The organism is Lysinibacillus louembei, from assembly GCF_033880585.1.
GTDB lineage: Bacteria > Bacillota > Bacilli > Bacillales_A > Planococcaceae > Metasolibacillus > Metasolibacillus louembei.
Genome location: NZ_CP137624.1, coordinates 3,440,066 through 3,463,906, shown reverse-complemented (window position 1 = coordinate 3,463,906; position 23,841 = coordinate 3,440,066). Strand labels below are relative to the sequence as shown.

Here is a 23,841-nt window from a genome sequence, read left to right as displayed (position 1 = left end):
TGCATAAAATATGCAAATACAAACGTACAGTTTTACAACAATGGAGGAATGAGTATTATGTCAAACGAAAAACAATATCCAATGACTTTAGCGGGAAAAGCGAAATTAGAGGAAGAATTAGAGCATTTAAAAACAGTAAAGCGTAAAGAAGTAGTAGAGCGCATTAAAATTGCTCGTAGCTTTGGTGATTTATCAGAAAACTCAGAGTATGATTCAGCGAAGGAAGAGCAAGGCTTCGTGGAAGGTCGTATTTCAACAATCGAGTCAATGCTGCGCAATGCATTAATTATTACTGAGGACGAGTCTGCTGCAACTGATACAGTGACTTTAGGAAAAACGGTTACTTTTGATGAATTAATTGATGGTAAACGTGCTGATTTTGAAGAGTCTTACACAATCGTTGGTTCAGCAGAGGCCGATCCACTAGAGGGACTTATTTCAAATGACTCGCCAATCGCAAAAGCATTAATGGGACACAAAGTTGGCGATAAAGTAAAATTAACAACACCTGGCGGGGACATGGAAGTTGAGATTTTAAAAATTAGCTAATCATGCTAGATTAGTGAAGATAAAAGTCCGAAAAGTAATGTACTTTTTGGGCTTTTTCGTACATTTCGTTATATAGTATATGTGTATTAATTCGGAACTTTGTTAATCAGTAGCTCGTCAATTGATCAAAGGGGATTCCAAATCCCGAAATAATGACGCCAAAGTGTAATTGATATATGAAATAAAGGGGCGAAATGTATGGCAGATTATGAACAAAATAAAAATTCGCGCTCGGAATATAGACAGCGCCAGCAAAAAACAAATCCAATGAATCGGTTATTAAATTATTTAATAGCGCTCGTTATCGTATTAATTGGCATTACGAGCTATATTATTTTCTTCACAGGTGATGATAAGGCAGTTGAAAAAGAGCCAGCTGAACAGCAAGCAGATCATGATGTAAATACAAACGATGTAGATGAACAAAATGATGACACAAACGAAGAGACTCAAAATGACACAAATGCAGTGGATGAGCCTGAATCTTCTGAAGATGCACAGCAAACAGAGAATGCTAATGAGGAAAATACTGCGACAGATGTTATCACACAATCTGCAGACCCGCTCGTAGATGAAGTGGTTGTCAATCCAAATTGGCAGCCAACGAAAACTGCACAAACAGGTCCACATACATCTGTTTTTCAAGAGGGACATATTGATTATGAAGAAAAGCTAGCAACTATTTTTGCGATACTGCCGATAGAGCAGAGCAATAGCATTATTTGGCAGATTAAAAATAATGGTGGTGCTGATACGGCGATTGCTGTTGTTTCTTCAAATGATAAAACAGAGAAATACCGTGTAAGTATAGAATGGGTTGCCAATGAAGGGTGGAAACCTGTAAAATTAGAAAAGCTTAACACAATTGAAGGGTCATGGTAAGTGACGATTTTAGGAGGAACATTTAATGAAAATTGCCGTAATCGGTGCAATGGAGCAGGAAGTAGAATTACTGCGTGCCGCACTAACGAATACAGCTGTCACAACAATTGCAGGCAGCGAGTATACAGCCGGTACATATGAAGGAAAAGATGTCGTACTATTAAAAAGCGGTATTGGTAAAGTGAATGCTGCCATGTCTACTACATTATTATTGCAACAATTTAAACCAGATGTCGTGATTAATACAGGCTCAGCTGGTGGCTTTGATACAGCGCTTGAAGTAGGAGCTGTCGTTATTTCTGATGAAGTACGCCATCATGATGTGGATGTTACAGCATTTGGCTATGAAATTGGTCAAATGGCTGGTATGCCTGCTGCCTATCAAGCAGATGCACGTTTAATTGAAATTGCGCAAGAAGCAGTTGCAGAAGTAGGGGAGCATCAATATGGTGTTGGACTTATTTGCTCTGGTGATGTATTTATGGCAGATTCAACTCGTACTGAGGCAGTTCGCGCAAACTTCCCTCAAATGAAAGCAGTTGAAATGGAAGCGGCAGCAGTGGCTCAAGTATGCTATCAATTTGGCACACCATTTGTTGTCATCCGTGCATTATCGGATATTGCAGGAAAAGAATCAAATATTAGCTTTGATGAATTTTTACCGACTGCGGCAAAGCATTCAACAGAAATTGTCTTGAAGGCAATTAAGAAGCTGTGAAGTGTTAAAAAAATCACAGTCGATGTGAGCTAAACATGATACGATATAGCTATCATATACGATTTATCGTGAGAGGAGCATATTTATGATATTTATTGCGACGGCAGCGATTATGGCAACAGTAGTATTCATGCTAGTGATTTCGGCGGATGTACATGATAGTACAATTGAATAAAGTAAAGCGCTTGAAAGCAAGGGGAAATCCTCGTTTTCAAGCGTTTTTATTTTGATTCAGTGAGTGTACAAACAGAGAGGCTCAGTCTAGAAATGCGCCATGGCAACGACTAGGCAACCACCAACGCCCCGGCGGATGTCACAGATTTCCTCGCAAGCTCGAAAAAAATCTGGATGAGCGTTAGCCGAGACGTAATGGATTACTCCTTTTGATTATGCTTGAATTGCTGATAAAGCTTAATTAATGCTCTTTTTTCAATGCGTGATACATAGCTTCTTGAGATATTGAGCTTTTTGGCAATTTCCTTTTGGGTCAATGGTTCTTGTTGCTGTAGCCCATAGCGATACGTAATAATTTCTAGCTCTCGCTCATCCAGTGTATCTAAATAAGCATAGAGCTGCGCAAAGCGCTCCTGCTGCTCTAAAATATCGATTGTTGGCTGCTCATCTAATTGCAGCAAATCGCGAATTTGCAACGATTGCCCTTCATGGTCAACACCGATTGACTCAAAAAGTGAAATATCCTTTTGTACCTTTTTTTGTGCACGTAAATGCATCAATATTTCATTTTCAATACATCTTGCGGCATATGTAGCAAGCCTTGTTTTTTTGTCGGGTGTATAGCTAGCTACCGCCTTCATTAAGCCGATTGTCCCGATGGAAATATAATCATCGAGCTGTTCATGAGGAGGATGGAATTTTTTTACGACGTGCGCTACGAGTCGCATATTGCGCTCAATTAAATCAAGGCGCGCTTGCTCATCCCCTGCTAAATACTTTTCTAATACTTCTGCCTCTTCTTCACGAGAAAATGGTTTAGAAAACGCCTGGCCCTTTAAATAACCGAGCAATGAAGGGAATTCTAACCATAGTTGAATGAGCGAAAAAAATATACCGCTCAACATGCTTCATCCTTCCGCCTTTTTAGCAGTATATGTCGATTTTTAGCACTTCATGAAAAGGACCATCTGAAAATTCATTTTGAGATGGTCCTTTTGCGCCGAGGATGGCGGCATGCAATGCGGCCACCGCAGAAGCACAGCATAGCAGATAGATGATAAACAGCAAGCAATGTCTGAAAAGTATTTTGAGACGGTCTCTTTGCGCCGAGGATGGTGGCATAAAATGCGACCACCGCAGAAGCACAGCATAGCAGATAGATGATAAACAGCAAGCAATGTCTGAAAAGTATTTTGAGACGGTCTCTTTGCGCCGAGGATGGCGGCATGTAATGCGGCCACCGCAGAAGCACGGTATAGCGGATAATTGATAAATAGCAAACAATGTCTGAAAAGTATTTTGAGATGGTCCTTTTCATGACAAAAGTGAAGGCTGTTCAAAAGATGATCTCTTTTGAACAGCCTTATATACTACACTTTTTTCAATGTAAATGTGCTAATCATTAATAACGCAAGTAGCGGTGATACGATTAAATAAAAGACAGGTGAAACGGCAGGCACTAAGAAAAAGGTAATCGTTAATAATGTTCCTGCTGCTGTAATTGGTAAACCTACAAAGAAACCAGGTGTTTCTGAACAATTGAAGCGTGCCAAACGGAAGGCTCCACATGTAATATAAAAAATTGTAATAAACATGCCTGGTAGACCAAAGTTAGAGAAAACCATCTCGTACATTAAAATAGCAGGTGCTACACCGAATGAAATAATATCTCCCATTGAATCAAGCTGCTTGCCAAGCTCGGATTCCTGATTATATTTTCGAGCGACTTTGCCGTCGTAACGATCCAAAAATGCTGCAATAAAAATAAAGAGTACACTGTAGTTATATGCTTCATTTAATGATGCCATTACAGAGGCTCCACCAAATGATAGATTTAAAAGCGTAATTAAATTGGCAGCGTTTGATTTTATTTTCTTCAAAGTTAAGTCAACTTTCTGGAGAAGAAACATTAGAAACACTCCTTCGACTGAATATTTTTCTATTATACTGCTTTGAGCGATAAAATGATAGCTCTTTAAAATATATCTACTTTTCTTCTAAGCTGTTACACTATATAATAGCATAGCGTTAGTAAAGGTCTCATTTATAGCACAAGCTAAATAACACGTGACGGGGGCTGAAATATGAGAGAAAAAATTTATCAACAGCTAATTGAATTAACAAATGGTCAAACAAGCTCTAACATATTAATGAAATTTGCTAAATCAAGCTACAGTAAGAAATTTATTCGCAGCTATAGTAAATTATACGGTATTGATATAGAAGAAGTTTCAAAAAAAATGGAGCAATTTCAAAGCTTGCACGAATTTTTTACACGCGAGCTAAAAGCAGAGGCGCGTCCAATCGACGAAAACCCTTCAATTCTAGTTAGCCCTGTTGATGCGAAGCTAGAGGCATTTGGAGAAATGAAGGATAATGTTATTTTAACAGTAAAGGACAAGCCATACTCTCTTGTTGACTTATTAGGAAGTGAGCAAGCTGCGAAGCGTTATGAAAAGGGACAATATATCGTTTTTTACTTAAGTCCAGCTGATTATCATCGCATGCATAGCCCTGTCAATGCCTATGTGGAGAAGCAATACATTCTTGGCAAAAAATCATTCCCGGTCAATCAAATAGGCTTGCAATATGGCAAAAAGCCAATTAGTCATAACTATCGTATGGTCAGTGAGCTCGTCTATGGTAAGGACAAGCATGCAGCCTTTATTAAAGTTGGCGCTACATTTGTCAATTCCATTGTATTAACAAACACATCGAAGCAATGGAAAAAAGGTGAGGAAGTTGGCTATTTTTCATTTGGTTCAACGGTTGTTATGCTATTTGAAAGCGAAACAATTGCTTTTCTTGAAAATGTTCAGCAAGGACAGGCGATAAGAATGGGAGAAGCCTTCGCAACTATGCTATAATAGAATACATTATGCCTATAGCGAAAAGATCTTCGCAATACAATTAAAGGAGCAACGATTTTGTATAATTTTTTATTACCAGATGCTTATGTCAATAGCGTATACGAAATTACGCCAGAGCGCTTGCATGCACTAGGCATTAAAGGTGTTATTACAGACTTAGATAATACTTTAGTTGAATGGGATCGAGCGGATGCAACAGAGGAAATAATGACATGGCTTGAGCAATTAACAGCTGCAGGTATTCGTGTCATTATTGTATCAAATAATAAGGAAGAACGTGTGAAGCATTTTGCGACACCGCTAGGAATTCCGTACATCCATCGTGCGAAAAAGCCACTTGGTTCAGCTTACTATGCGGGTTTACTAAAGCTGCGCTTACGTCGAGACGAAGTGGCGATGGTAGGCGATCAGTTGTTAACGGATATTTTTGGTGGTAAGCGCCAAAAGCTTTACACATTTTTAGTGCGTCCTGTAGCGGAATCAGATGGGCTTGTCACATTATTTAATCGCTTTGTTGAACGCAGAATATTTAATGATTTGAAACGTAAAGGAATTACAACTTGGGAGGAAAAATAATGGTAGAAATGCCACAATGTATAGGCTGTGGAGCAGTAATCCAAACAGAAAATAAAGATGAACTAGGCTATGCGCCTGCTTCTTCTTTAGAGAAGGAAACGATTATTTGTCAGCGCTGTTTCCGCTTGAAAAACTACAATGAAATTCAACCTGTCAGCTTAACAGATGATGATTTCTTACGCATTTTAAATGGTCTTGGTGAGCAGCAAGGGTTAATTGTGAAAATCGTCGATATTTTTGATTTTAATGGGAGCTGGCTACCAGGCTTGCACCGCTTTGTTGGGAAAAATCCCGTATTGCTTGTTGCTAACAAAGTGGATTTATTGCCGAAATCAGTAAAAGAGAAAAAAGTAATTAATTGGTTAAAGCGCGAGGCAAAGGCACTTGGCTTGAAGCCAGTGGATGTTATGCTCGTTTCTGCACATAAAGGGCGCGGAATGGCAGAAGTAGTTGAAGCAATTGAAGCGTATCGAAATGGCAAGGATGTATTCGTTGTCGGTTGTACGAATGTAGGGAAATCGACATTTATTAACCGCATTATTAAGCAGGCAACAGGTGAAGGAGAAGTTATTACAACCTCGCATTTCCCTGGTACAACATTAGATATGATTGAAATTCCACTAGATGATGGCTCGGCACTTTATGATACGCCAGGCATTATTAATCATCATCAAATGGCGCACTATTTAGATGCGAGCGAATTGAAATATATTATGCCGAAAAAGGAAATTAAGCCAAAGGTGTACCAGCAAAACGCAGGGCAAACGCTCTTTATCGGTGCACTTGCTCGCTTTGACTTTGTACAGGGGGAGCGTTCAGCGTTCACAGTGCATGTGGCGAATGATTTACCGATTCATCGTACGAAGCTCGAAAAAGCAGATGCTTTATATGCTGAGCATAAAGGTGAGCTATTGGCGCCACCAAGTAAAGAGTTTATCGAGCAATTGCCAGAGCTTGTGCGCCATGAATTTTCAATTAAAGAGGCAAAAACCGATATCGTCTTTTCGGGGCTTGGCTGGATTACAGCACAGCATGCGAATGTTGTCATAGCAGCATACGCACCAAAAGGGGTACAAGTATTTATTCGCCCATCATTAATTTAATCGTAAGTATAGAGGTGAGCATAGATGAAAAAATGGTTTGCTGTCATCGGTGACCCAATCAGCCATTCCAAATCACCTGCCATGCACAATGCTTGGTATAGGGAAATGAATGTTGATGCAGCCTATATACCAATTCATGTGGAGCCCGCCAATTTACGAGAGGCGGTTGCCTCATTGAAATTATTAGGTGCATCTGGCTGGAATGTGACGATTCCACACAAAGAGGCAATCATTCCATTGTTAGACGAGCTAGATGAGCAAGCAGCAAAAATGGGAGCTGTTAATACAGTCGTGAAAACTGCGACTGGAAAATATAAAGGCTATAATACAGATGGTGCAGGCTTTGTCCGTTCCTTAGAAGATGTGATTGGAATAAAGCACAAGGAGAAGCCAATTTTATTAATTGGAGCAGGCGGTGCTGCCCGTGGTATTGCCTTCGCTTTATTAGCTGGAGGTTACTCAAACATCACAATTGCCAACCGCACTCTCGCAAAGGCGGAGGTCATTTGCAAGGAGCTAGGCACGGGACAAGCAATTTCTTTAGCTGATGCAGAAAAACAACTGGGGCAGTTTGCAATTTTTATACAGACGACACCTGCTGGCATGGCGAGCAGCACACTTGATTTACCATTTGCATTAGACGGGCTACCACAAGATGCGATTGCTGCAGATATCGTTTATAACCCGTTAATGACACCTTTTTTGCAAGCAGCTGAAGAAAAGGGTGCAACGATTGTCAACGGGCTAGGTATGTTTGTGCATCAAGGTGCAATTGCCTATAATTATTGGCTAGGGCATTATCCAACTATAGCGAATACAATGGCCGAATTAACGGCACAATTAAAATAAGGTTATTTCAGGAAGGAAATTATTTATGTTAACAGGTAAACAAAAGCGTTTTTTACGTGCGGAGGCACACCATTTAGACCCGATTTTCCAAGTGGGGAAAGGTGGCGTCAATGATGCAATGCTTGCACAATTGCGCGATGTATTAGAAGTCCGTGAATTAATTAAAGTGCGTATTTTAGACAATTGTGAGGACGATAAGCATGAGGTAGCAGAGGCTTTAGCGCAAGGTACACGAGCTGAGCTAGTGCAACTAATTGGTTTAACAGTTGTATTATACAAAGAGTCACGCAACAATAAAAAAATCGTTTTACCAAAGGCAACACAAAAGTAATGAAGCGTGTAGGAATTTTAGGTGGTACCTTTAATCCAATACATCAAGGTCATTTACTGATGGCGAATGAAGCGTTTCATGCCTTAAAATTGGACGAAGTGCGCTTTATGCCGAATGCTACACCTCCACATAAAGAAGCGCGCCATTTGGCAACAGATGAGCAAAGAGTGCATATGCTGGAGCTTGCGATTAGCGATGTACCGTATTTCCATATCGAAAAGATTGAGCTAGAAAGCGGCGGCATATCATATACGTATAATACGATGTATGCATTGCAGGAGCGAGAGCCTGACGCAAAGTTTTATTTTATTATTGGCGGCGATATGATTGACTCTTTGCATAAATGGTATCATATTGAAGAGCTTACTCAGCTTGTGCAGTTTGTTGGGATTAAACGTCCTGGAACAGAAGCAAAAACGGCGTATCCAGTGCAAGTGTTAGAAACACCTGAAATGAATGTCTCTTCAACAGTGATTCGCCAACGCTGTCATGATGGCGGTCCATTAAAGTATATCGTCCCAGAAGCGGTAGAGGCATATATTCGAAAGGAAGGTCTTTATGGAGCGTGACAAACTACTGAATGCGATTAAGCCACGTATGCCAGAAAAGCGTTATATTCATACAATTGGTGTGATGGAAACAGCGATGCAGCTAGCTCAACGCTATAATGAAGATGTCAAAAAAGCAGAAATTGCTGCGATTTTACATGATGTAGTGAAATATGCAGATGAAGAATGGATGCGAGACATTGTACGCACACATGCCCTTGATAGCAAATTGCTTGCGTGGGGCGCTGAAATCTTACATGGTCCTGTCGGGGCATGGGTTGCACAAACTGAGTTTCAAGTGGAGGATGAGGACGTGTTAAATGCGATTCGCTTCCATACAACAGGACGTGCGACTATGACAAAATTAGAGCAAATACTTTTTATAGCAGATATGATTGAGCCGAATCGCAAATTTCCAGGTGTTGAGGATTTACGCAAAATCGCACAGCAAGATTTAACGTTGGCGATGCGTGCATGTATTCAGCATTCATTGGCACATTTAATCGCAATGGAGCTAGCGATTTACCCACAATCTATCGAATGCTATAATTACTATATTTTGATTCAACAGAACTAGCAAAACAATAGCGGGCAGATAAATGCTCGCTGCATCTAAATAAAACCTCTGACAGCTGTCGAGGTGCAATTGATTAGGGAGGACTAAAAATTAATGAATGAAACATTATTACAATTAGCATATAAAGCGGCAGACGATAAGCATGCAGAGGATATTGTTGTCTTAAACATGGGCAATATTTCTTTGCTAGCGGATTATTTTATTATCTGTCACGGTAATTCCGATCGCCAAGTGCAGGCGATTGCACGTGAGTTGCAAGAGAAGGCACATGAAAATGGCTATGAAGTAAAGCGTGTGGAAGGCTTTGATACAGCGCGCTGGATTTTAGTTGATATGGGCGATGTTGTAGCACATGTATTCCATAAGGATGAGCGAGCTTACTACAATTTAGAACGCTTATGGGGAGATGCGCCTCAATTGGACGCACCTGAGCTGTAATGGCAAGCTACGAACGCTTTGCGGAAGTGTATGATGCATTAATGACAGACATTCCGTATGATGAATATGTGGAATGGGTGAAGGCTTATGCACCATCAAGTGAGTACCCAACATTACTAGATATTGGCTGTGGTACAGGTATTTTAACTGCTTTATTGGACAATGCAGGCTATCAGGTGAGCGGTGTGGATTTATCAGAGGAAATGCTAATGATTGCTAGCGCTCGTTTTGCAGCAGCCAATAAATCCATCCCACTTATTGCGATGCCAATGGAGCAGCTAGAAGGCTTTTACGAGCTTGATGTAGCGATTATTCCAATTGATGCGATTAATTATGTGCGCGAGGAGCAGGCCGTTGTAGAAACGCTACAGCGCATTTATAACAGCCTACGCCAAGGCGGGCAATTATTTTTCGATGTTCACTCACTTTATAAAATGGATGAAATCTTTTTGGATAGTCCATTCACATACGATGACGAAGAAATTGCCTATGTGTGGCATACAGAGCAAGGGAAGGAAGCCCATTCTGTTTACCATTACATGACATTTTTCGCCCAAACGACAAACGGCTTGTATGAGCGCTTTGACGAGGAGCATTATCAGCGCACCTTTGTGCCAGAACAGTACGAGATATGGTTACGCTCAATAGGCTTTAGCGAAGTGCATATGACAGCAGACTGGTCGACAGAGGCGCCACAAGAGGATAGTGAACGAATTTTTATTCGTGCGGTAAAATAGGAGGTTGTCTGGAAAAAATCCAGACAGCCTCTTTTCATTCATCAGAAAATTTTGTATAGTAAAGACAGCTTCATATGACACCTTTTATGGAGAGATATGATGCAACGATACTTTCAGAAATACGGAAAAGGAGTGTTGTTCCCCATTGCACTCCTTGCTGGACTCCTCTATTTTTTCCTTCAACAAAGCAATTCAGCTGAAGTAGATATTATCCCTGTAACTGAGCAACCTAGCTACAATGAAAACGAAGAAACAACAGATCCTGTTTCTGCTGTAATGGTTGATGTAAAGGGGCAAGTGAAATTTCCAGGTGTTTATGAGCTAACGGAAGAGCATCGCATTATCGATGCCATTCAAATGGCGGGTGGCTATACAGAGCAGGCAGATACAAAAATGATTAACCATGCACAACGTCTACAAGATGAAATGGTTATTTATGTGCCTTTCCAAGGAGAAGAACTAGCTGACAGCGTCAATATAGCTGTTCCTCAATTGAATGCTTCTGGCAAGGTCAATATTAATACAGCGGATGAAACACAGCTGATGACGATTCCTGGCATTGGACCTGCGAAGGCGCAAGCGATTATAAGCTATCGCAACGAAGCGGGAAAATTTCAAACAATTGATGATATAAAAAAGGTGTCTGGTATTGGTGAAAAATCCTTTGAACGTATGAAAGAGTTAATTGAAGTAAAATAACGATTGCTCCCATTCCATGAAAGCACTAAACTAAAGTTAAGAAATTTTGGAGGTTGTCATATGGAGCGTATTACATGGGATCAATTTTTTATGGCACAAAGCCATTTGTTAGCATTAAGAAGCACATGTAGAAGACTAGCGGTTGGCGCCACAATCGTTCGGGAGAAGCGCATTATTGCAGGTGGCTATAACGGCTCAATTTCAGGTGATGAGCATTGCATTGAAAAGGGTTGCTACGTTGTCGATAATCATTGTGTGCGAACGGTGCATGCAGAAACAAATGCGTTATTGCAATGTGCTAAATATGGTACGCCTGCGAATGGAGCAGATTTATATGTTACCCATTTCCCATGCCTTCCTTGTACGAAAACGATTATTCAAGCAGGCATTCAAAATGTCTATTATGCAAAGGATTATAAAAATAATCCTTACGCATTAGAGCTATTAGCGAAAGCAAAGGTCAATGTTGCACATATTCCATTTGATGAAGCAAAAATTGATTTTTTGCAAGATGAAAAGTTGCAGCTGCTTTCGACGATGCTTGAAAAATTACGCAGCCATGGTGCTTCTCGAGAGGAATTAGACCCTTTAGAAGAGAAGGTGAACGAACTTTTTGGTCAATACATTGAAAAATAAATGGTTATACTATGCCATGACGGTTCTCGTTGCAGCAAGTGCAGCATTTGAATCCGCATGGCTTTTTTTATGGTTTGTGGTACTGCTCGTTTTTTGTTATTATAAACGGCTCTCGTTTCTGCATTTAGTAGCATTGACAATTGTCTGTGGCGTGATGTATAGCTATACGCTATGGAAAATCGATAAGCTATTTAAGCCTTTTACAACGCCCATAGAGCTGTTATGGACAAGCGACTATAAAATAGACGGTGCATCGTTACGTGGCTTTATGAAGGACGACAAAGGGCGTAAAATATATGTTCATTATACATTGAAGAGCGAACAGGAAAAATATATGTTTAGCAAGCAATCATTAGCAGGGCAACGTTTTTTTGTTGAAGGGGAGATTATCTTACCAGAAACGCCTGCACATGCGTATAGCTTCTCAATGGCTCAATATTTGAAGAGCAAATATGCACTTGGCGTGCTGGAAATATCTTCTTGGCGCCTTATGGCTACAGAGCATTCCGTTGCCAGCTTTTTAGCACAGCAACGTTATCGCATGTTACGACATATTGAAAATACTTTTCCAGCAGCGCTTGTGACAGAAGCACAGGCGCTATTAATTGGCTCACAGGAGCAGGTGGATGCCGATTTGATGCGAGCCTATCAAAAGCTTGGCATTACACATTTATTTGCTATTTCAGGCTTGCATATCACACTCATATCGTTGCTGTTTTTTGAAGTGCTTCTGCGCTTACGAGTACGTCGGGAGCTAGCGACATTATTGTTGTTAATCATGTTACCTACTTATGCAGTATTAGCGGGTGGAGCGCCATCTGTTTGGCGCGCGGTGCTAGTTGTGGAGGTTGTGATGCTCGCACGCTTTTGGAAATGGCGGCTAAGCGCTTTAGATGCCTTGTCCATTTGTTTTATTGTTTTTGTTATTTGGCAGCCAGCTGTTTTTTATCAAATTGGCTTTCAATTATCTTTTTTAGCAACATTTAGCCTCGTCTTATCAAGTAAATTATTAGCATCAATGCAAGGCATGCTTATGCAAACATTTATGATGACCTGCGTCTGTCAAATCCTTGTTTATCCGTTGTTGTTACTGCATTTTTATGAAATTAGTCTTTCCTCTTTTATAGTTAATGTGTTGTTTGTGCCGCTATTTTCCTTCATCATTTTACCTTTGAATATTGTTTTACTGATCATGACATATGTCTGGCAGCCACTTGCGGCATTATTATTTTTTTTGTATGAGCCGTGTCGTAGCCTTTTAACAGAAGGGGTTTTTTTCCTGCAAAGTATACCATATCAAATGTGGGTGACAGGGAAGCCATCAATAATGATGGTTATATTGTTATTTAGCAGCGCTTGTGCGACACTGTATTATTTCAAGCTACAAAGATGGCGACTTGCAATATTCGTGCTTATTGTACCAGCATTAATTGTGCAACTCCTTCCTTATACGAATAAGCAATTAATTGTTTCCTTTGTTGACGTTGGGCAGGGGGATTGTATTGTGATTGAGCTGCCTTATCGCAAGGCGGTGTATGTCATTGATACAGGTGGCGTGCTACGCTTTGAACAGGAGAGCTGGAAGCAGCGTCATCAGGAGTATGAGGTTGGTCGTCAAATCGTTGTGCCGTTTTTAAAAGGGCGAGGAATCAGCAAAATTGACAAGCTGATTTTAACACATGCAGATGCCGATCATGTAGAAGGTGCTGAGGAAGTATTACGTGAGATAAGTGTAGGAGAGGTGCATGTTTCACCACACTCCTTGGGGAAAGCTGTAATGGCTGATTTTTTACAGGAAGCAATGAACAAAAGGCTTGTAATTCGAGAGCAGATAGCAGGGAATGCTTGGCAGGCAGGAAAGGCGAAGTTTCGTTATTTATGGCCGACTGATGTTGAATATGAAGGAAATAATGATTCACTTGTTTTGCTAATGGAGCTAGATACTTTGAAAATGTTATTTACGGGCGATTTAGAGCGTGAGGGTGAGCTGGCATTAGCGGAAATAGCTTATGAGGATATTGACAATGTCACGGTATTAAAAATTGGTCATCATGGTAGTAAAACATCAAGTAGCGATGAATTTATCGACGCAACAAACCCTCAATTAGCTGTTATTATGGCGGGTAAAAATAATCGCTACAATCACCCACATCCAGAAGTAATTGCACGCTTACAAAGGCGGCATATCGCTTATTTAGTAACAGCTGAAATAGGTACTGTGACATTACAATGGAATGGCACACAGCTGGAATTCAGGCGCTTAAAATGAGAAAAAGACTTTGTCGTCATACGACAAAGTCCTCTTTCAATTAGCGAGTAGCTACTTCTACAATCATTGCGATGATGAACATTATTGTGAATACCCCAAAAGGAACGACAAAGCCAATACCAGCATCGATTGCATCATTGCGTTGAGAAGCGCGACCGCGACCTTCGAATGGGTTTTCAGTTACGTAATTTGGATCATTATGTCCTGCCATATATATCCCTCCTACTCCATTACAATTATAAGTCAAGCCTTTGCAAAAATCTACACGCAATACAATTTTCATGGACATGTCACAAATGGGTGCCAGGCACACAAACAATTCAGAAAATTTGACTCAATTCAAATGGCAAGGTGTGCTAACACCCTGATGCATAATGATTATCAACCATTCAATGAAGATCAATGTTATACTAAAGAGGAAGAAGCACAAGCGAGGTTTTGAAATGATTACAAAAATTTGGCAGGATATAAAGAAGGGGAGTATAGCCCCTGTTTATTTAATTGTTGGAGAAGAAACGTATTTTATAGATGAAACAATAAGCCGTTTGAAGGATGCATTGAGTGGACAAGAGGAAGTTGAAGTAATGCCTTTTGATTTAACTGAACGATCTGTAGATGTTGTAATAGATGAAGCAGATACCATACCATTTTTTACAGACAGAAAGCTTATCATTGCGAAAAATGCTTCATTTTTAAAGGCAGCAGAAAAAGGTAAGGAAAAAATTGACCATGATTTAAAGCGTTTAGAAACGTGGCTATCTTATCCAACTGATACAGCTGTTACGGTTTTTATAGCGCCATATGAAAAATTAGATGAGCGCAAAAAAATTGTCAAGCTGTTGAAGGACAAGGCTGTTTTAATTTTAGCAGAATCGCCAAAAGAGCAGGATTTATATGTATGGATGAAGCTTGAAGTAGAGTCGATGGGAAAGGTCATGACAAATGAGGCGTCCGTGAAGCTTGTCGAAATGGTTGGGACTAACATGCTACAGCTAAAAGCAGAGCTAGAAAAAATGGTTTTGTATTTAGGTGAGGAGCATGAAGTAACAGTAGACATTGTTGAGGAGCTTGTTGCTAAAACGCTGGAGCATGATGCCTTTCAAATGCTAAATGCTTATTTAGGCAATCGACAGGCAGAGGCATTAACAATTTATCATGATTTATTGCGCCAAAAAGAAGAGCCAATTATGCTTGTTGGTTTACTGGCATCCAATATTCGCACGATGAGCCAAGCTTTTTATCTACTAACAAAAGGCTATCACCCACAGCAAATTGCGAAGCAACTAAAAGTTCATCCATATCGCATTAAAATGATACTTGAACAACGTAATCGTCCATCAGCAGAACGTTTATTGCAAGCATTGAACGCACTTGCAACGGTTGACCTACAACTGAAAACAACGAGCAGCAACCGTGCTCGTGTGCTAGAGCTATTTTTAATGAAGCCTCTTCTGTAAAGAAGGGGTTTTTTCTATAGGAATAAAGCGAAATGCTCATAACAATCGAAAAAGTGATCATACTAATGTGGAAATCGCTTAATTAAGTAAAGTTTTCTTTATTGTCAGAATTGTTTGTGTGCCTGGCACGCAAACAAAACGAAAAAAGGTCAGCAACAAGTGCTGACCAATGTTTCATCAATTACGCTTTTTTAGCTAAACGTGATTTTGTACGAGATGCTGCGTTTTTGTGGATAAGGCCTTTACCAGCAGCCGTATCAACTGCTTTAGAAGCAGCAACTACTAATTCTTGTGCATTTTCAGCGCCAGTAGCTAAAGCTTGCTCAGCTTTTTTAACTGCAGTACGCATAGCAGATTTCGCTTGAGAGTTTGCTTCGTTTGCTTTTGCGTTAACTTTAACGCGTTTGATAGCAGATTTAATATTTGGCATAACTTTCACCTCCTAAATATTAGGTACGAGATGAGTATCTTCTCACTTATTTCATGTGTCAATACAACAAAAATCATTCTACCAAACCGTGAGCCTAATTGCAATACATAAATGCAAAGAATATTTACTTGACAGTTTGAGCACACTAAAAATGAGGTGAAAATATGGAACAAGTTAATTGGAATAGAACCGATTTGGTAGATGAAGCTGAGGAAGTTTTAACGTATGAAACCCAGCAGCAAAAGGAAAAGACAGCGCGTCAAAGCGGTGTCGTAATGGAGGAGCTGAAGGAGAACCGTGTTGAAATAACGAAGGTTACAGTATCGCAAGAGGGAGAAAAGCAAATTGGTAAAAAGAAAGGTACTTATATTACATTATCCATTCCAACACTTTATCCGAGCGATACGGATGGCTTTACACAATTGCAGCAAGTTTTGCAAAAATATATCGCCATGCTATTGGAAGACATTCAATATAAGGCACCAAATAAAATATTGATTGTTGGGCTCGGAAATAAAACAATTACGCCAGATGCGATTGGTCCGATTGCCATTGATGAATTGCAAAGCGCCTTTTCGGAAAGTCCAAATGAACAATTCGTTATGTATGCACCAGGTGTAACAGGGCAAACAGGCTTTGAAACAAGCGAATTTGTCAAAGCATTGGCAGAAAAGATTAAGCCAGCAGCCGTCATTGTGATTGATGCATTAGCAACAAGAAGCAGCAAACGACTATGTCGCACGATTCAGTTAACGGACACAGGTATTCATCCAGGCTCAGGCGTCGGCAATCAGCGTGCGGAAATTTCGCAGGAGGTGCTAGGCGTACCAGTGTTAGCAATTGGTATTCCGACCGTTGTGGAAGCGACCGTTTTGCTAGCGGATGCTGTCGACACTGTCTTTCGCACAATTGCTACGCGCATTGGTGAGCGTGGCAAGCCATCGGGTAAGCTGTCGGTGACAGGCTGGCGTGGCGATACAACCGATGCCGACTTAAACTTAGTGAAGCCGATTTTTGGCGAGTGGTCGACATGGTCAATTGACGATAAAAGGCAGCTATTTGAAGAAGTATTTCATGCGCAGGAGCGCTTTATCGTGACCCCAAAGGAAGTGGACATTTGGCTTATGCAGTATGCCCATTTAATTTCAAACAGCCTATTCGATTTAACAAATTCATAAGTTCTAAATAATCTCCTCCCTCCATAGAGTAGTGGAAGGAGGGGATGCAAGCGATGAAAGTAATGCAACGCTTTTGTATACTGCTTGTTATTTTATTTTTGCTACCAATTATGATAGGACAGCTTCCTTTTCCGAATAACCAAGCAGCTGTAAATGAGTCGAAGCCAGCACCTGAAAAAAAGGTCGTTTACGCTGCCGCAACGAATTTGAATCCGCGTCCTATAAATGCCACGCCTAAATCTATGGATATCCTTTTTGTTTACACACATTCCCATGAAGCTTATCAGCCAGCTGTAGAAAGCAAAACCGGTATGAAGGCTGTATATGATGAGCAAACAAATATTTTCTCAATGCAGCAAGCGATGCTGAATCATTTTCAATTAAATAATTTGCAAGGCTCGGTATTAGATGTAGATGTGATGAATGTGATGAATCAGCAAGGTGCAGGTTTTCATCAAGCATATCAAGTTGTACGTCCGTATATTCAAGAGGAATTGGCAGGGAATTTATACGATTTAGTCATCGATTTTCATCGTGATGCGGTGGGACGTAAGGTGACAACATTGGAAACGCCAGAAATGAGCTTTGCGAAAGTGGCATTTGTTGTTGGCTTAGATCATCCCGGTTATGCAGGTAATTTAAAATATGCAGAGGCAATTCATGCAGCGATGGACAGTATTGTGCCAGGCATTTCACGGGGTGTGATGAAAAAGTCAGGCGCAGGGGTAGATGGTGTCTATAATCAAGATTTATTTCATAAAATGCTGCTAGTAGAGCTTGGTGGCATTGATAATACAGAGGAAGAAATTTTGCGTACAGTGGCGGTATTAGCGCAAGCCATTGCGAAAATTAATGCAAGTGAGCAAAGCGGTGCCTAAAAGAGCGCCGCTTTTACATTGTAGACAGAGAATTCAGATAATAGTATGATAAATCCATCTTGTATCATATCGGGGGAATTGGGATGACAGAAACGATGTTAACTTCATTTGATGGGACAAAGCTGTATTTCAAAAAAGATGTAGTGGACAATGCAAAAGGGGCAGTTGTTATCGTACATGGGTTGTGTGAGCATGCGAGCCGCTACGACTATTTAACAGAAAAGCTAGTAGCTCGTAGTTTTAGCGTATACCGTTTTGACCATCGTGGACATGCTCGCTCAGAAGGGAATCGCGTATTTTACACGGACTTCAATGAAATTGTAGATGATGTCAACGCAGTTGTTGATGTAGCGCTACAAGAAAATCCAGATGTGCCTGTTTTCGTTATTGGACATAGCATGGGTGGCTTTGCCACAACGGCCTTTGCCACAAAATATCCGAACAAAGTGAAAGGGTTTGTACTATCAGGTGCACTGACTCGCTATAAAAAGCAACTTTTTGGCGAAACACCTATTAATCTGCCATCAGGCACGTATTTACCGAACGAGCTGGGAGATGGTGTTTGTAGTGACCCAGCTGTTGTAGCAGCATATGTTAATGATCCGCTTGTAGAAAAGCAAATCTCGGTGGATTTATTAAATAATTTAATTGCAGGGATAGATTGGTTAAAGGCGAATCCACAGCAATTCGTAGATCCGGTCTTTATTATGCATGGAGCAAATGACGGACTTGTAAGCGAAGAGGATTCAATTGCATTATATAGCGAGATTGCTGCTACGGATAAATCATTAAAAATTTATGGACAATTAATGCATGAAATTTTCAATGAACCCGTGCGCGATGAAGTGATTGAAGAGGCCATTTCTTGGATTGAGAAAAGAGTATAAAAGAAAAAGATGGTTGGCTACTTGGCTAACCATCTTTTTTTGCTTATGCCAGCTCCTGATTAATTGCAAATTGTGCCTTGGAGCTATTAGCAAAATTAAGCCATTCGTTCAGATTTTGATTTTCTTGATTGGCAACTAAAAGCTCTACTATATCTAAATGGGCGACCTTAGTTGTCAGTGGTTTTTCCACACCATTAATTTTAGCACCAAACATTCGTTTAGCTAGCGCAGGATTTAGCGTAAATGCAAAGTCGATAATAGTTGCATCTTGTGGCAAATAGACAGTGTCTAATGCGGGTGTAAATGCGGTAATGGTTTCTTGCAGTAATTCAAATGTGATGAAATCATAAAATTCAATTGCATTTTGTGTGAGCTGATGATTCGTTAGTATAAATGTATCCATTAGCTGGTGTGCTTGATGCTCTCTTGTAGCATCTGTTAGAAAATAGAAAACACCTTGCTCTCTTCGCAGTCGATTCTCTGTCGTTTCAATGATAATGTCTAGTTGCAAATGGTCTAACATAATCGTTGTTTTTAAGTAATGATTGAATGTGCGGTTTGTCATATTGTCTTCAAAGCGATGGGGAATAGGCTGATACATTTGGTGAATGTCGCCAACTAGTTGATAGCAATCTAGAGCATTAGAAGTAGTAATAATCATTTTTGCTATTGCTGCAAATTCCTCGTTATCTTTTATTTTAGAATAGGCGCTATACATCGGCTCCATTTCATAGCTAATCGTAAAAGGGATAGTTGATGCTAGCGAGGTTTGCAACGTTTGAGACAGGCGCTCTAAAAGCTGCTCGTATTGTTTTAAACAGTGTTTTGTTTTATCATATTTTGAAGGCTTGAGATAGAAGAAGCTTAGCTCTTCTAATTCCCGTCGTATATAGGATAATTTCAATTTTTTACATAGAGGAGAGAAAATTTTTAATGTTTCGCTTGCATAAGGCACTTGCTTTTGAGCAGTTTTTACCTGCAATGTACGCATATTGTGAAGACGGTCCACAACTTTAATAATGGCTACTCGAATATCCATTTGGGCAGCCAGCAATAACTTTTTTAAATTGATTGCTTTATATTCATCTTTCCCTGTAACGTCTTTCTTATCTACTTTTGTGAGCCCTTCAACAATCATGGCAATTTTTGTGCCAAATTGCTGTGTGATATCTTCCGTTGTATAATGTGTGTCCTCTACAACATCATGCAGTAGTGCGGCGATTAATGTGGTGATATCTGCTTGATAGTCTAGTAAAATCTCTGTAACAGCAAATGGATGAATAATATAAGGCTCTCCACTTATTCGGTATTGCCCTGCATGCGCCTGCTCTGCAAACCCTATTGCCATGCGCAGCTGTTCGAGTTCGGCTTGCTGAAGATAGAAAGCCTTTGTAAATAGAATTTCTTGCATATGCCCACCCTCTCCTGTAATTTTTAAAATCATATGTATCATGATTGAGCTATGAAAGTCAAGTAGCTAGATGATGATGAAAGGAGCAAACCTATGATTATTTGGTTGAATGGCGCTTTTGGCTCAGGTAAAACAACAACAGCTTATGAGCTAAACAAGCGGCTGCCAAACTCTTTTGTGTATGACCCTGAAAATATAGGCTATTTTTTAAATAAGCATCTACCGAAAGCAATGCTGAAAAACAATTTTCAAGATTTCAAGCAATGGCGCATAATGAATGTAGAGATGTTAAGACTACTAGCACAAGAGCATGACGGACATATTATCGTGCCGATGACGCTTGTTAAAAAGCAAAATTATGATGAAATTATTACTCAGCTACAAAATGAAGGGATTGCGATTGAACATTTTATTTTGTATGCAAGTGAGGCTACTTTAACAAAAAGATTAAATAAACGTTTTGAGCGACCGAATAGTTGGCCGCGCCAGCAAATTGCAGCCTGTTTATATGGTTTTGAGCATGAGGTAACAGAGAGAAAAATAGTGACAGATGCTTTAACGGTTGATGAAGTTGTAGAGGAAGTAGCAAAATTAGCGAGAGTCAAGTTGCTCCCTGATACTCGCAATTCCCTACAAAGGAAATTTGACCGAATTAAAATATTACTTCAGCATATTCGTTAATATGCTAGAAGGTATATTAGCTGCTAAATTTGGCTTTATCTCCATGTTTTGTCTATGATACTATTTGAGTACAATAAAAAGAAAGAAGGTCCTGTCGTGGTTTTTAGTGTAGAGCTGATGCTAATGATAATATCTCTAATCATGATGGGTACTATTTTTTTCACCCTTTATCGCTTTAGAAAAGTATATGGAGTCATTTATATGATGGCGCTTGTCATTTGTCGAATGACGTATGCAAGTAGTCTAATCTTAGAGAAAAGTAGCTATTTATTAGCTGAAAAAATTTTTTTCCGTGCTATTCAGCAAACGTCGCTAATATTAATGATTCCTTGCTTTATACTCTTTGTCTATTTATTAATTAATCATCAAAAAACGCTTAAAGTTGGGTGGAAAATAGCGATTTTTTCACCCTTTATTAGCTGGAGCTTACTTATATGGCTTGACCCTTATTTACATATTGTCTATCACACAAGCACATTAGTAGATGGTCAATTGTTAACAGTTAGAACACTCTATGCAAGTAGCTTTAATATTTTGTGCTATGCGATTTTAGCCATTTGCTTCTACCATCTATTTCGCTATGTGTGGGCGATTCGCAATGATTTTCGCCGACCAGGTCTATTTGTCTTAGTATTGACCTCCTTGCCATTTGTGTTAGAAATGATTCGTTTTGCCAATCCAAAGTGGTCAACCCAGCTAGGTACATTGTCTACTTTTTGCAGTGTGACAGGATTAGCTATTTTGTTTATTATTTTAAAAACAAAATTTCTTGCGATTGTGCCAATTGCTAAGCATACTGTCTTTGATCGTTTCCCAGAGAGTATCGTCATTATGAATGCTGCTGGTGAAGTGATGGAAAGCAATGCGCAGGGGATTCAATTTTTTAAGTTATTAGGCTATAGCGATATTTATAATCAAAAGGCTTCAGAACTACTTACACAGTGGGCAGCATGGCAGCATTTAACACAGACGATGCAGCAAGGTGTTGTCGATATAGAGGTGTGGATACAAAAGATCAAAAAAATGTATCGTGTCCATGTCTATCCATTGCAAATAGGACAGGGCAGTGTCTCGCTTTTGGTAGATATAACAGAGCAACAGCGGCAATTAGAGGAAATAGCGCATTTGAACAAGTTAAAAGATCAGCTTGTTGCGGTCGTGTCCCACGATATACGTAGCCCGTTAGCGATGCAATATCAATTAATCGAGCTGCTAGAGGAAGATCGTGCGCATTTTGACAGAGACCATCAGGAAATAATTACAAAGCTTGGTGAGCAAATACGACACACACTTACTATGTCTAATAATTTACTAGAATGGTTCCGCAGTCAGCGAAATGATGTCGTCTTGCGACCTCAAGTGCTCCTGCTAGCAGATGTTGTGGAGGAATGCTGTCAATTAGTCGCTCTGCACTGTGAGATGAAAAATTTACATGTTGTCAATGATATGGCACAAGATACATATGTTTATGCAGATAGAGAAATAGTATCGCTCGTCCTGCGCAATTTATTATCCAATGCCATTAAGTTTACGCAAGCTGGTGGAATGATTCAGATTAAGGCGCAGTCATCAGGGGAAATGGTCATTGTATCTGTACGAGATAATGGTCTTGGTATGGAGGAACAGCAAATTGAACAGCTATTTCATGAAAATCAAATGCGCTCAACGACTGGCACGGCTGGTGAAAAAGGGGCAGGTCTTGGCTTATTAGTCAGTAAGCAGTTTATGCAATTAAGTGGTGAAAGTATATGGGCGGAAAGTGCTGTAAGGCAAGGGAGCGTTTTCTATTTTACACTGAGAGGTGAGAAGTAAAATGAAGGTGTTGATTGTAGATGACGAGCCAATTATGCTGCTAACGATGAAACGTATGTTAGCAAGTATAGATGGGATTGAACTTGTTGGCAGCTTTCAACAAATAAATGAGGCATTGGCTTTTCTTCAGCAGCATGAGGCAGATATCGCGTTTTTAGATATTGAAATCGCTGAGGACAATGGCATCGAATTAGCGCGCAATTTACGTGCAAACAATGCAAATCTTGATATTGTATTTACGACGGCCCATGCGAATTACGCGATGCAGGCTTACGATGTTTATCCACTTGATTATATGTTAAAGCCAGTGTCGAAAAGCCGTTTGAATCAAACGATTGCAAGAGCTATGAGTAAGCGACGAACAGCGTCTACTACTGAAAATGCTGTGCAAAATCGCCTTAAAGTGCAAACATTTGGATGTCTCGAAGTAAGTAGTACACAATATGGTGAAGTGAAATGGCGCTCCAAGAAAAATAAAGAATTGTTTGCTTATTTGTTAATGAAGCGTGGGAAAAGCGTAGCAAAAATGAGGCTGATTGAGGATGTCTTTCCAGAGATGCCTGTAAAAAATGCGGAAACGTATTTACATACAGCCGTTTATCAGCTACGTGCGGTATTAAAGGATCATGGCTTTAAGAGTCATGTCATTTCTGGTCAGGAGAAATATCGCTTAGATTTGACGAATATGGATGTAGATTTTTTACAATTCGAGCAAGGAGTCGCAATGCTCACACAAATAAACAAAGATAATGAACATGTGGCGCTAGAGCTAGAAAAGCAAGTAAATGGTGTACTATTTGAGGAACCATATTTCTTATGGGCAGCTTTTGAGCAGGAGAGCATGAGCTTGTTATATACTTCCTTTGCCAAACGTCTTGCTAGTTGGCTATTACAGAGGGAACGCTATGTAACGGCTGTGGAAATCGTCAGGAAAATAGTAGTATATGATGGCTTTGATGAAGAGGCAAATCAGCTTTTGCTCAACCTATATGGAGCAATGAGGGATATGTACGCCTTCCAGCAGCACTATCAGCAATATGTGCAAAGAATGCAGCGAGAGTTACATTTACCACCATCAATGACGATGCAGCAGTTATATGAACGATATCAAAAAGCATAGGGCAGTAGGCTGATATTTGCCTACTACCCTA

At 40.0% G+C, this 23,841-nt stretch carries 26 protein-coding genes and 1 pseudogene; 22 read left to right on the top strand and 5 right to left on the bottom strand.

What is annotated here, in order from left to right; all coding sequences use genetic code 11:
- Positions 1–57 precede the first annotated feature (57 nt).
- The 3 genes from greA to mtnN all read left to right on the top strand — a co-directional run bounded on the left by greA (position 58) and on the right by mtnN (position 2,149).
- Positions 58–549 (top strand): transcription elongation factor GreA, encoded by a 492-nt coding sequence (greA, locus tag R6U77_RS17310; RefSeq protein ID WP_293920939.1) that lies wholly within the window; start codon positions 58–60, stop codon positions 547–549.
- Between the two features lie 198 nt (positions 550–747).
- Positions 748–1,431 carry a YrrS family protein gene (locus R6U77_RS17305; protein ID WP_319836598.1) on the top strand — a complete coding sequence of 228 codons (684 nt, stop codon included), beginning with the start codon at positions 748–750 and terminating at the stop codon, positions 1,429–1,431.
- 25 nt (positions 1,432–1,456) lie between these two features.
- A complete protein-coding gene (mtnN, locus tag R6U77_RS17300; protein WP_319836597.1) occupies positions 1,457–2,149 on the top strand; it encodes a 5'-methylthioadenosine/S-adenosylhomocysteine nucleosidase in 693 nt (230 codons plus the stop codon).
- Positions 2,150–2,523: 374 nt separating this feature from the next.
- Here the strand turns inward: mtnN and sigK are convergent, their stop codons facing one another.
- A complete protein-coding gene (gene sigK, locus R6U77_RS17295) occupies positions 2,524–3,225 on the bottom strand; it encodes an RNA polymerase sporulation sigma factor SigK (RefSeq protein WP_293921126.1) in 702 nt (233 codons plus the stop codon).
- A 468-nt stretch (positions 3,226–3,693) separates the two neighbouring features.
- Positions 3,694–4,233, bottom strand: a complete 540-nt coding sequence (gene pssA / locus R6U77_RS17290) for a CDP-diacylglycerol--serine O-phosphatidyltransferase (RefSeq protein ID WP_293920936.1) — start codon at positions 4,231–4,233, stop codon at positions 3,694–3,696.
- Positions 4,234–4,407: 174 nt separating this feature from the next.
- Between pssA and R6U77_RS17285 the strand changes: the two genes are divergently transcribed.
- The 12 genes from R6U77_RS17285 (at position 4,408) to R6U77_RS17230 (ending at position 13,956) form a co-directional block, all read left to right on the top strand.
- Positions 4,408–5,190 (top strand): phosphatidylserine decarboxylase, encoded by a 783-nt coding sequence (locus tag R6U77_RS17285; RefSeq protein WP_293920934.1) that lies wholly within the window; start codon positions 4,408–4,410, stop codon positions 5,188–5,190.
- Positions 5,191–5,250: 60 nt separating this feature from the next.
- Positions 5,251–5,769 (top strand): YqeG family HAD IIIA-type phosphatase, encoded by a 519-nt coding sequence (locus R6U77_RS17280; RefSeq protein WP_319836596.1) that lies wholly within the window; start codon positions 5,251–5,253, stop codon positions 5,767–5,769.
- The gene (gene yqeH, locus R6U77_RS17275) at positions 5,769–6,872 is read left to right on the top strand and encodes a ribosome biogenesis GTPase YqeH (protein ID WP_293920932.1); all 1,104 of its coding nucleotides are present in this window, start codon (positions 5,769–5,771) and stop codon (positions 6,870–6,872) included. Before R6U77_RS17280 ends, yqeH begins: the two co-directional genes overlap by 1 nt.
- A gap of 24 nt (positions 6,873–6,896) precedes the next feature.
- Complete coding sequence (gene aroE, locus R6U77_RS17270) at positions 6,897–7,721, top strand: shikimate dehydrogenase (protein ID WP_319836595.1); 825 nt, start codon at positions 6,897–6,899, stop codon at positions 7,719–7,721.
- Between the two features lie 25 nt (positions 7,722–7,746).
- Positions 7,747–8,052, top strand: coding sequence for a ribosome assembly RNA-binding protein YhbY (yhbY, locus tag R6U77_RS17265; RefSeq protein ID WP_293920930.1), 306 nt, complete (start codon positions 7,747–7,749; stop codon positions 8,050–8,052).
- Complete coding sequence (locus tag R6U77_RS17260) at positions 8,052–8,621, top strand: nicotinate-nucleotide adenylyltransferase (RefSeq protein ID WP_293920929.1); 570 nt, start codon at positions 8,052–8,054, stop codon at positions 8,619–8,621. Before yhbY ends, R6U77_RS17260 begins: the two co-directional genes overlap by 1 nt.
- A complete protein-coding gene (gene yqeK, locus R6U77_RS17255) occupies positions 8,611–9,177 on the top strand; it encodes a bis(5'-nucleosyl)-tetraphosphatase (symmetrical) YqeK (protein ID WP_319836594.1) in 567 nt (188 codons plus the stop codon). The genes R6U77_RS17260 and yqeK overlap by 11 nt, the downstream gene beginning before the upstream one ends.
- Positions 9,178–9,270: 93 nt before the next feature.
- Positions 9,271–9,615 (top strand): ribosome silencing factor, encoded by a 345-nt coding sequence (gene rsfS / locus R6U77_RS17250; RefSeq protein WP_293920927.1) that lies wholly within the window; start codon positions 9,271–9,273, stop codon positions 9,613–9,615.
- The gene (locus tag R6U77_RS17245; protein ID WP_319836593.1) at positions 9,615–10,352 is read left to right on the top strand and encodes a class I SAM-dependent DNA methyltransferase; all 738 of its coding nucleotides are present in this window, start codon (positions 9,615–9,617) and stop codon (positions 10,350–10,352) included. The genes rsfS and R6U77_RS17245 overlap by 1 nt, the downstream gene beginning before the upstream one ends.
- Before the next feature lie 99 nt (positions 10,353–10,451).
- Complete coding sequence (locus R6U77_RS17240; RefSeq protein WP_319836592.1) at positions 10,452–11,051, top strand: helix-hairpin-helix domain-containing protein; 600 nt, start codon at positions 10,452–10,454, stop codon at positions 11,049–11,051.
- 60 nt (positions 11,052–11,111) lie between these two features.
- Positions 11,112–11,687 carry a ComE operon protein 2 gene (locus tag R6U77_RS17235; protein WP_319836591.1) on the top strand — a complete coding sequence of 192 codons (576 nt, stop codon included), beginning with the start codon at positions 11,112–11,114 and terminating at the stop codon, positions 11,685–11,687.
- Positions 11,665–13,956: a DNA internalization-related competence protein ComEC/Rec2 gene (locus R6U77_RS17230; RefSeq protein ID WP_319836590.1), complete on the top strand. Its 2,292-nt coding sequence runs from the start codon at positions 11,665–11,667 to the stop codon at positions 13,954–13,956. The genes R6U77_RS17235 and R6U77_RS17230 overlap by 23 nt, the downstream gene beginning before the upstream one ends.
- A gap of 40 nt (positions 13,957–13,996) precedes the next feature.
- Here R6U77_RS17230 and R6U77_RS17225 read toward each other — a convergent pair whose 3' ends face one another.
- Positions 13,997–14,167 (bottom strand): YqzM family protein, encoded by a 171-nt coding sequence (locus tag R6U77_RS17225; RefSeq protein ID WP_082799124.1) that lies wholly within the window; start codon positions 14,165–14,167, stop codon positions 13,997–13,999.
- A 232-nt stretch (positions 14,168–14,399) separates the two neighbouring features.
- Between R6U77_RS17225 and holA the strand changes: the two genes are divergently transcribed.
- On the top strand, positions 14,400–15,413 hold the full coding sequence (gene holA, locus R6U77_RS17220) for a DNA polymerase III subunit delta (RefSeq protein ID WP_319836589.1): 1,014 nt from the start codon (positions 14,400–14,402) through the stop codon (positions 15,411–15,413).
- Positions 15,414–15,594: 181 nt separating this feature from the next.
- Here holA and rpsT read toward each other — a convergent pair whose 3' ends face one another.
- Positions 15,595–15,843 carry a 30S ribosomal protein S20 gene (gene rpsT / locus R6U77_RS17215; protein WP_293920921.1) on the bottom strand — a complete coding sequence of 83 codons (249 nt, stop codon included), beginning with the start codon at positions 15,841–15,843 and terminating at the stop codon, positions 15,595–15,597.
- A 164-nt stretch (positions 15,844–16,007) separates the two neighbouring features.
- Here rpsT and gpr point away from each other — a divergent pair, with 164 nt between their 5' ends.
- From gpr to R6U77_RS17200, 3 genes are all read left to right on the top strand, one after another.
- A complete protein-coding gene (gene gpr / locus R6U77_RS17210; RefSeq protein WP_319836588.1) occupies positions 16,008–17,021 on the top strand; it encodes a GPR endopeptidase in 1,014 nt (337 codons plus the stop codon).
- Between the two features lie 53 nt (positions 17,022–17,074).
- Entirely contained in the window at positions 17,075–17,899 is an 825-nt protein-coding gene (gene spoIIP, locus R6U77_RS17205; RefSeq protein WP_293920919.1) for a stage II sporulation protein P, read from the top strand.
- Positions 17,900–17,982: 83 nt separating this feature from the next.
- A complete protein-coding gene (locus R6U77_RS17200; protein WP_319836587.1) occupies positions 17,983–18,786 on the top strand; it encodes an alpha/beta hydrolase in 804 nt (267 codons plus the stop codon).
- Between the two features lie 43 nt (positions 18,787–18,829).
- Here the strand turns inward: R6U77_RS17200 and R6U77_RS17195 are convergent, their stop codons facing one another.
- On the bottom strand, positions 18,830–20,197 hold the full coding sequence (locus R6U77_RS17195) for an HD domain-containing protein (RefSeq protein WP_319836586.1): 1,368 nt from the start codon (positions 20,195–20,197) through the stop codon (positions 18,830–18,832).
- 90 nt (positions 20,198–20,287) lie between these two features.
- On the opposite strand from R6U77_RS17195, the pseudogene R6U77_RS17190 reads away from it, so the two are divergent.
- The 3 genes and pseudogenes from R6U77_RS17190 to R6U77_RS17180 all read left to right on the top strand — a co-directional run.
- A pseudogene (locus R6U77_RS17190) lies at positions 20,288–20,878 on the top strand (AAA family ATPase); the annotation flags it as partial.
- A 96-nt stretch (positions 20,879–20,974) separates the two neighbouring features.
- Positions 20,975–22,690 carry a sensor histidine kinase gene (locus tag R6U77_RS17185; RefSeq protein ID WP_319836585.1) on the top strand — a complete coding sequence of 572 codons (1,716 nt, stop codon included), beginning with the start codon at positions 20,975–20,977 and terminating at the stop codon, positions 22,688–22,690.
- A gap of 1 nt (position 22,691) precedes the next feature.
- Positions 22,692–23,810 carry a response regulator gene (locus tag R6U77_RS17180; RefSeq protein ID WP_293920912.1) on the top strand — a complete coding sequence of 373 codons (1,119 nt, stop codon included), beginning with the start codon at positions 22,692–22,694 and terminating at the stop codon, positions 23,808–23,810.
- The last annotated feature ends 31 nt before the right edge of the window (positions 23,811–23,841 follow it).

Coding starts and splice junctions, on each gene's coding strand:
- yqeK (WP_319836594.1), top strand. CDS start 8,611: ATGGAGCGTGACAAACTACTGAATGCGATTAAGCCACGTATGCCAGAA.
- R6U77_RS17225 (WP_082799124.1), bottom strand. CDS start 14,167: ATGGCAGGACATAATGATCCAAATTACGTAACTGAAAACCCATTCGAA.
- R6U77_RS17180 (WP_293920912.1), top strand. CDS start 22,692: ATGAAGGTGTTGATTGTAGATGACGAGCCAATTATGCTGCTAACGATG.
- R6U77_RS17200 (WP_319836587.1), top strand. CDS start 17,983: ATGACAGAAACGATGTTAACTTCATTTGATGGGACAAAGCTGTATTTC.
- R6U77_RS17305 (WP_319836598.1), top strand. CDS start 748: ATGGCAGATTATGAACAAAATAAAAATTCGCGCTCGGAATATAGACAG.
- R6U77_RS17260 (WP_293920929.1), top strand. CDS start 8,052: ATGAAGCGTGTAGGAATTTTAGGTGGTACCTTTAATCCAATACATCAA.
- yqeH (WP_293920932.1), top strand. CDS start 5,769: ATGGTAGAAATGCCACAATGTATAGGCTGTGGAGCAGTAATCCAAACA.
- mtnN (WP_319836597.1), top strand. CDS start 1,457: ATGAAAATTGCCGTAATCGGTGCAATGGAGCAGGAAGTAGAATTACTG.
- holA (WP_319836589.1), top strand. CDS start 14,400: ATGATTACAAAAATTTGGCAGGATATAAAGAAGGGGAGTATAGCCCCT.
- R6U77_RS17240 (WP_319836592.1), top strand. CDS start 10,452: ATGCAACGATACTTTCAGAAATACGGAAAAGGAGTGTTGTTCCCCATT.
- rpsT (WP_293920921.1), bottom strand. CDS start 15,843: ATGCCAAATATTAAATCTGCTATCAAACGCGTTAAAGTTAACGCAAAA.
- gpr (WP_319836588.1), top strand. CDS start 16,008: ATGGAACAAGTTAATTGGAATAGAACCGATTTGGTAGATGAAGCTGAG.
- spoIIP (WP_293920919.1), top strand. CDS start 17,075: ATGAAAGTAATGCAACGCTTTTGTATACTGCTTGTTATTTTATTTTTG.
- R6U77_RS17235 (WP_319836591.1), top strand. CDS start 11,112: ATGGAGCGTATTACATGGGATCAATTTTTTATGGCACAAAGCCATTTG.
- aroE (WP_319836595.1), top strand. CDS start 6,897: ATGAAAAAATGGTTTGCTGTCATCGGTGACCCAATCAGCCATTCCAAA.
- R6U77_RS17195 (WP_319836586.1), bottom strand. CDS start 20,197: ATGCAAGAAATTCTATTTACAAAGGCTTTCTATCTTCAGCAAGCCGAA.
- rsfS (WP_293920927.1), top strand. CDS start 9,271: ATGAATGAAACATTATTACAATTAGCATATAAAGCGGCAGACGATAAG.
- yhbY (WP_293920930.1), top strand. CDS start 7,747: ATGTTAACAGGTAAACAAAAGCGTTTTTTACGTGCGGAGGCACACCAT.
- greA (WP_293920939.1), top strand. CDS start 58: ATGTCAAACGAAAAACAATATCCAATGACTTTAGCGGGAAAAGCGAAA.
- pssA (WP_293920936.1), bottom strand. CDS start 4,233: ATGTTTCTTCTCCAGAAAGTTGACTTAACTTTGAAGAAAATAAAATCA.
- R6U77_RS17245 (WP_319836593.1), top strand. CDS start 9,615: ATGGCAAGCTACGAACGCTTTGCGGAAGTGTATGATGCATTAATGACA.
- R6U77_RS17285 (WP_293920934.1), top strand. CDS start 4,408: ATGAGAGAAAAAATTTATCAACAGCTAATTGAATTAACAAATGGTCAA.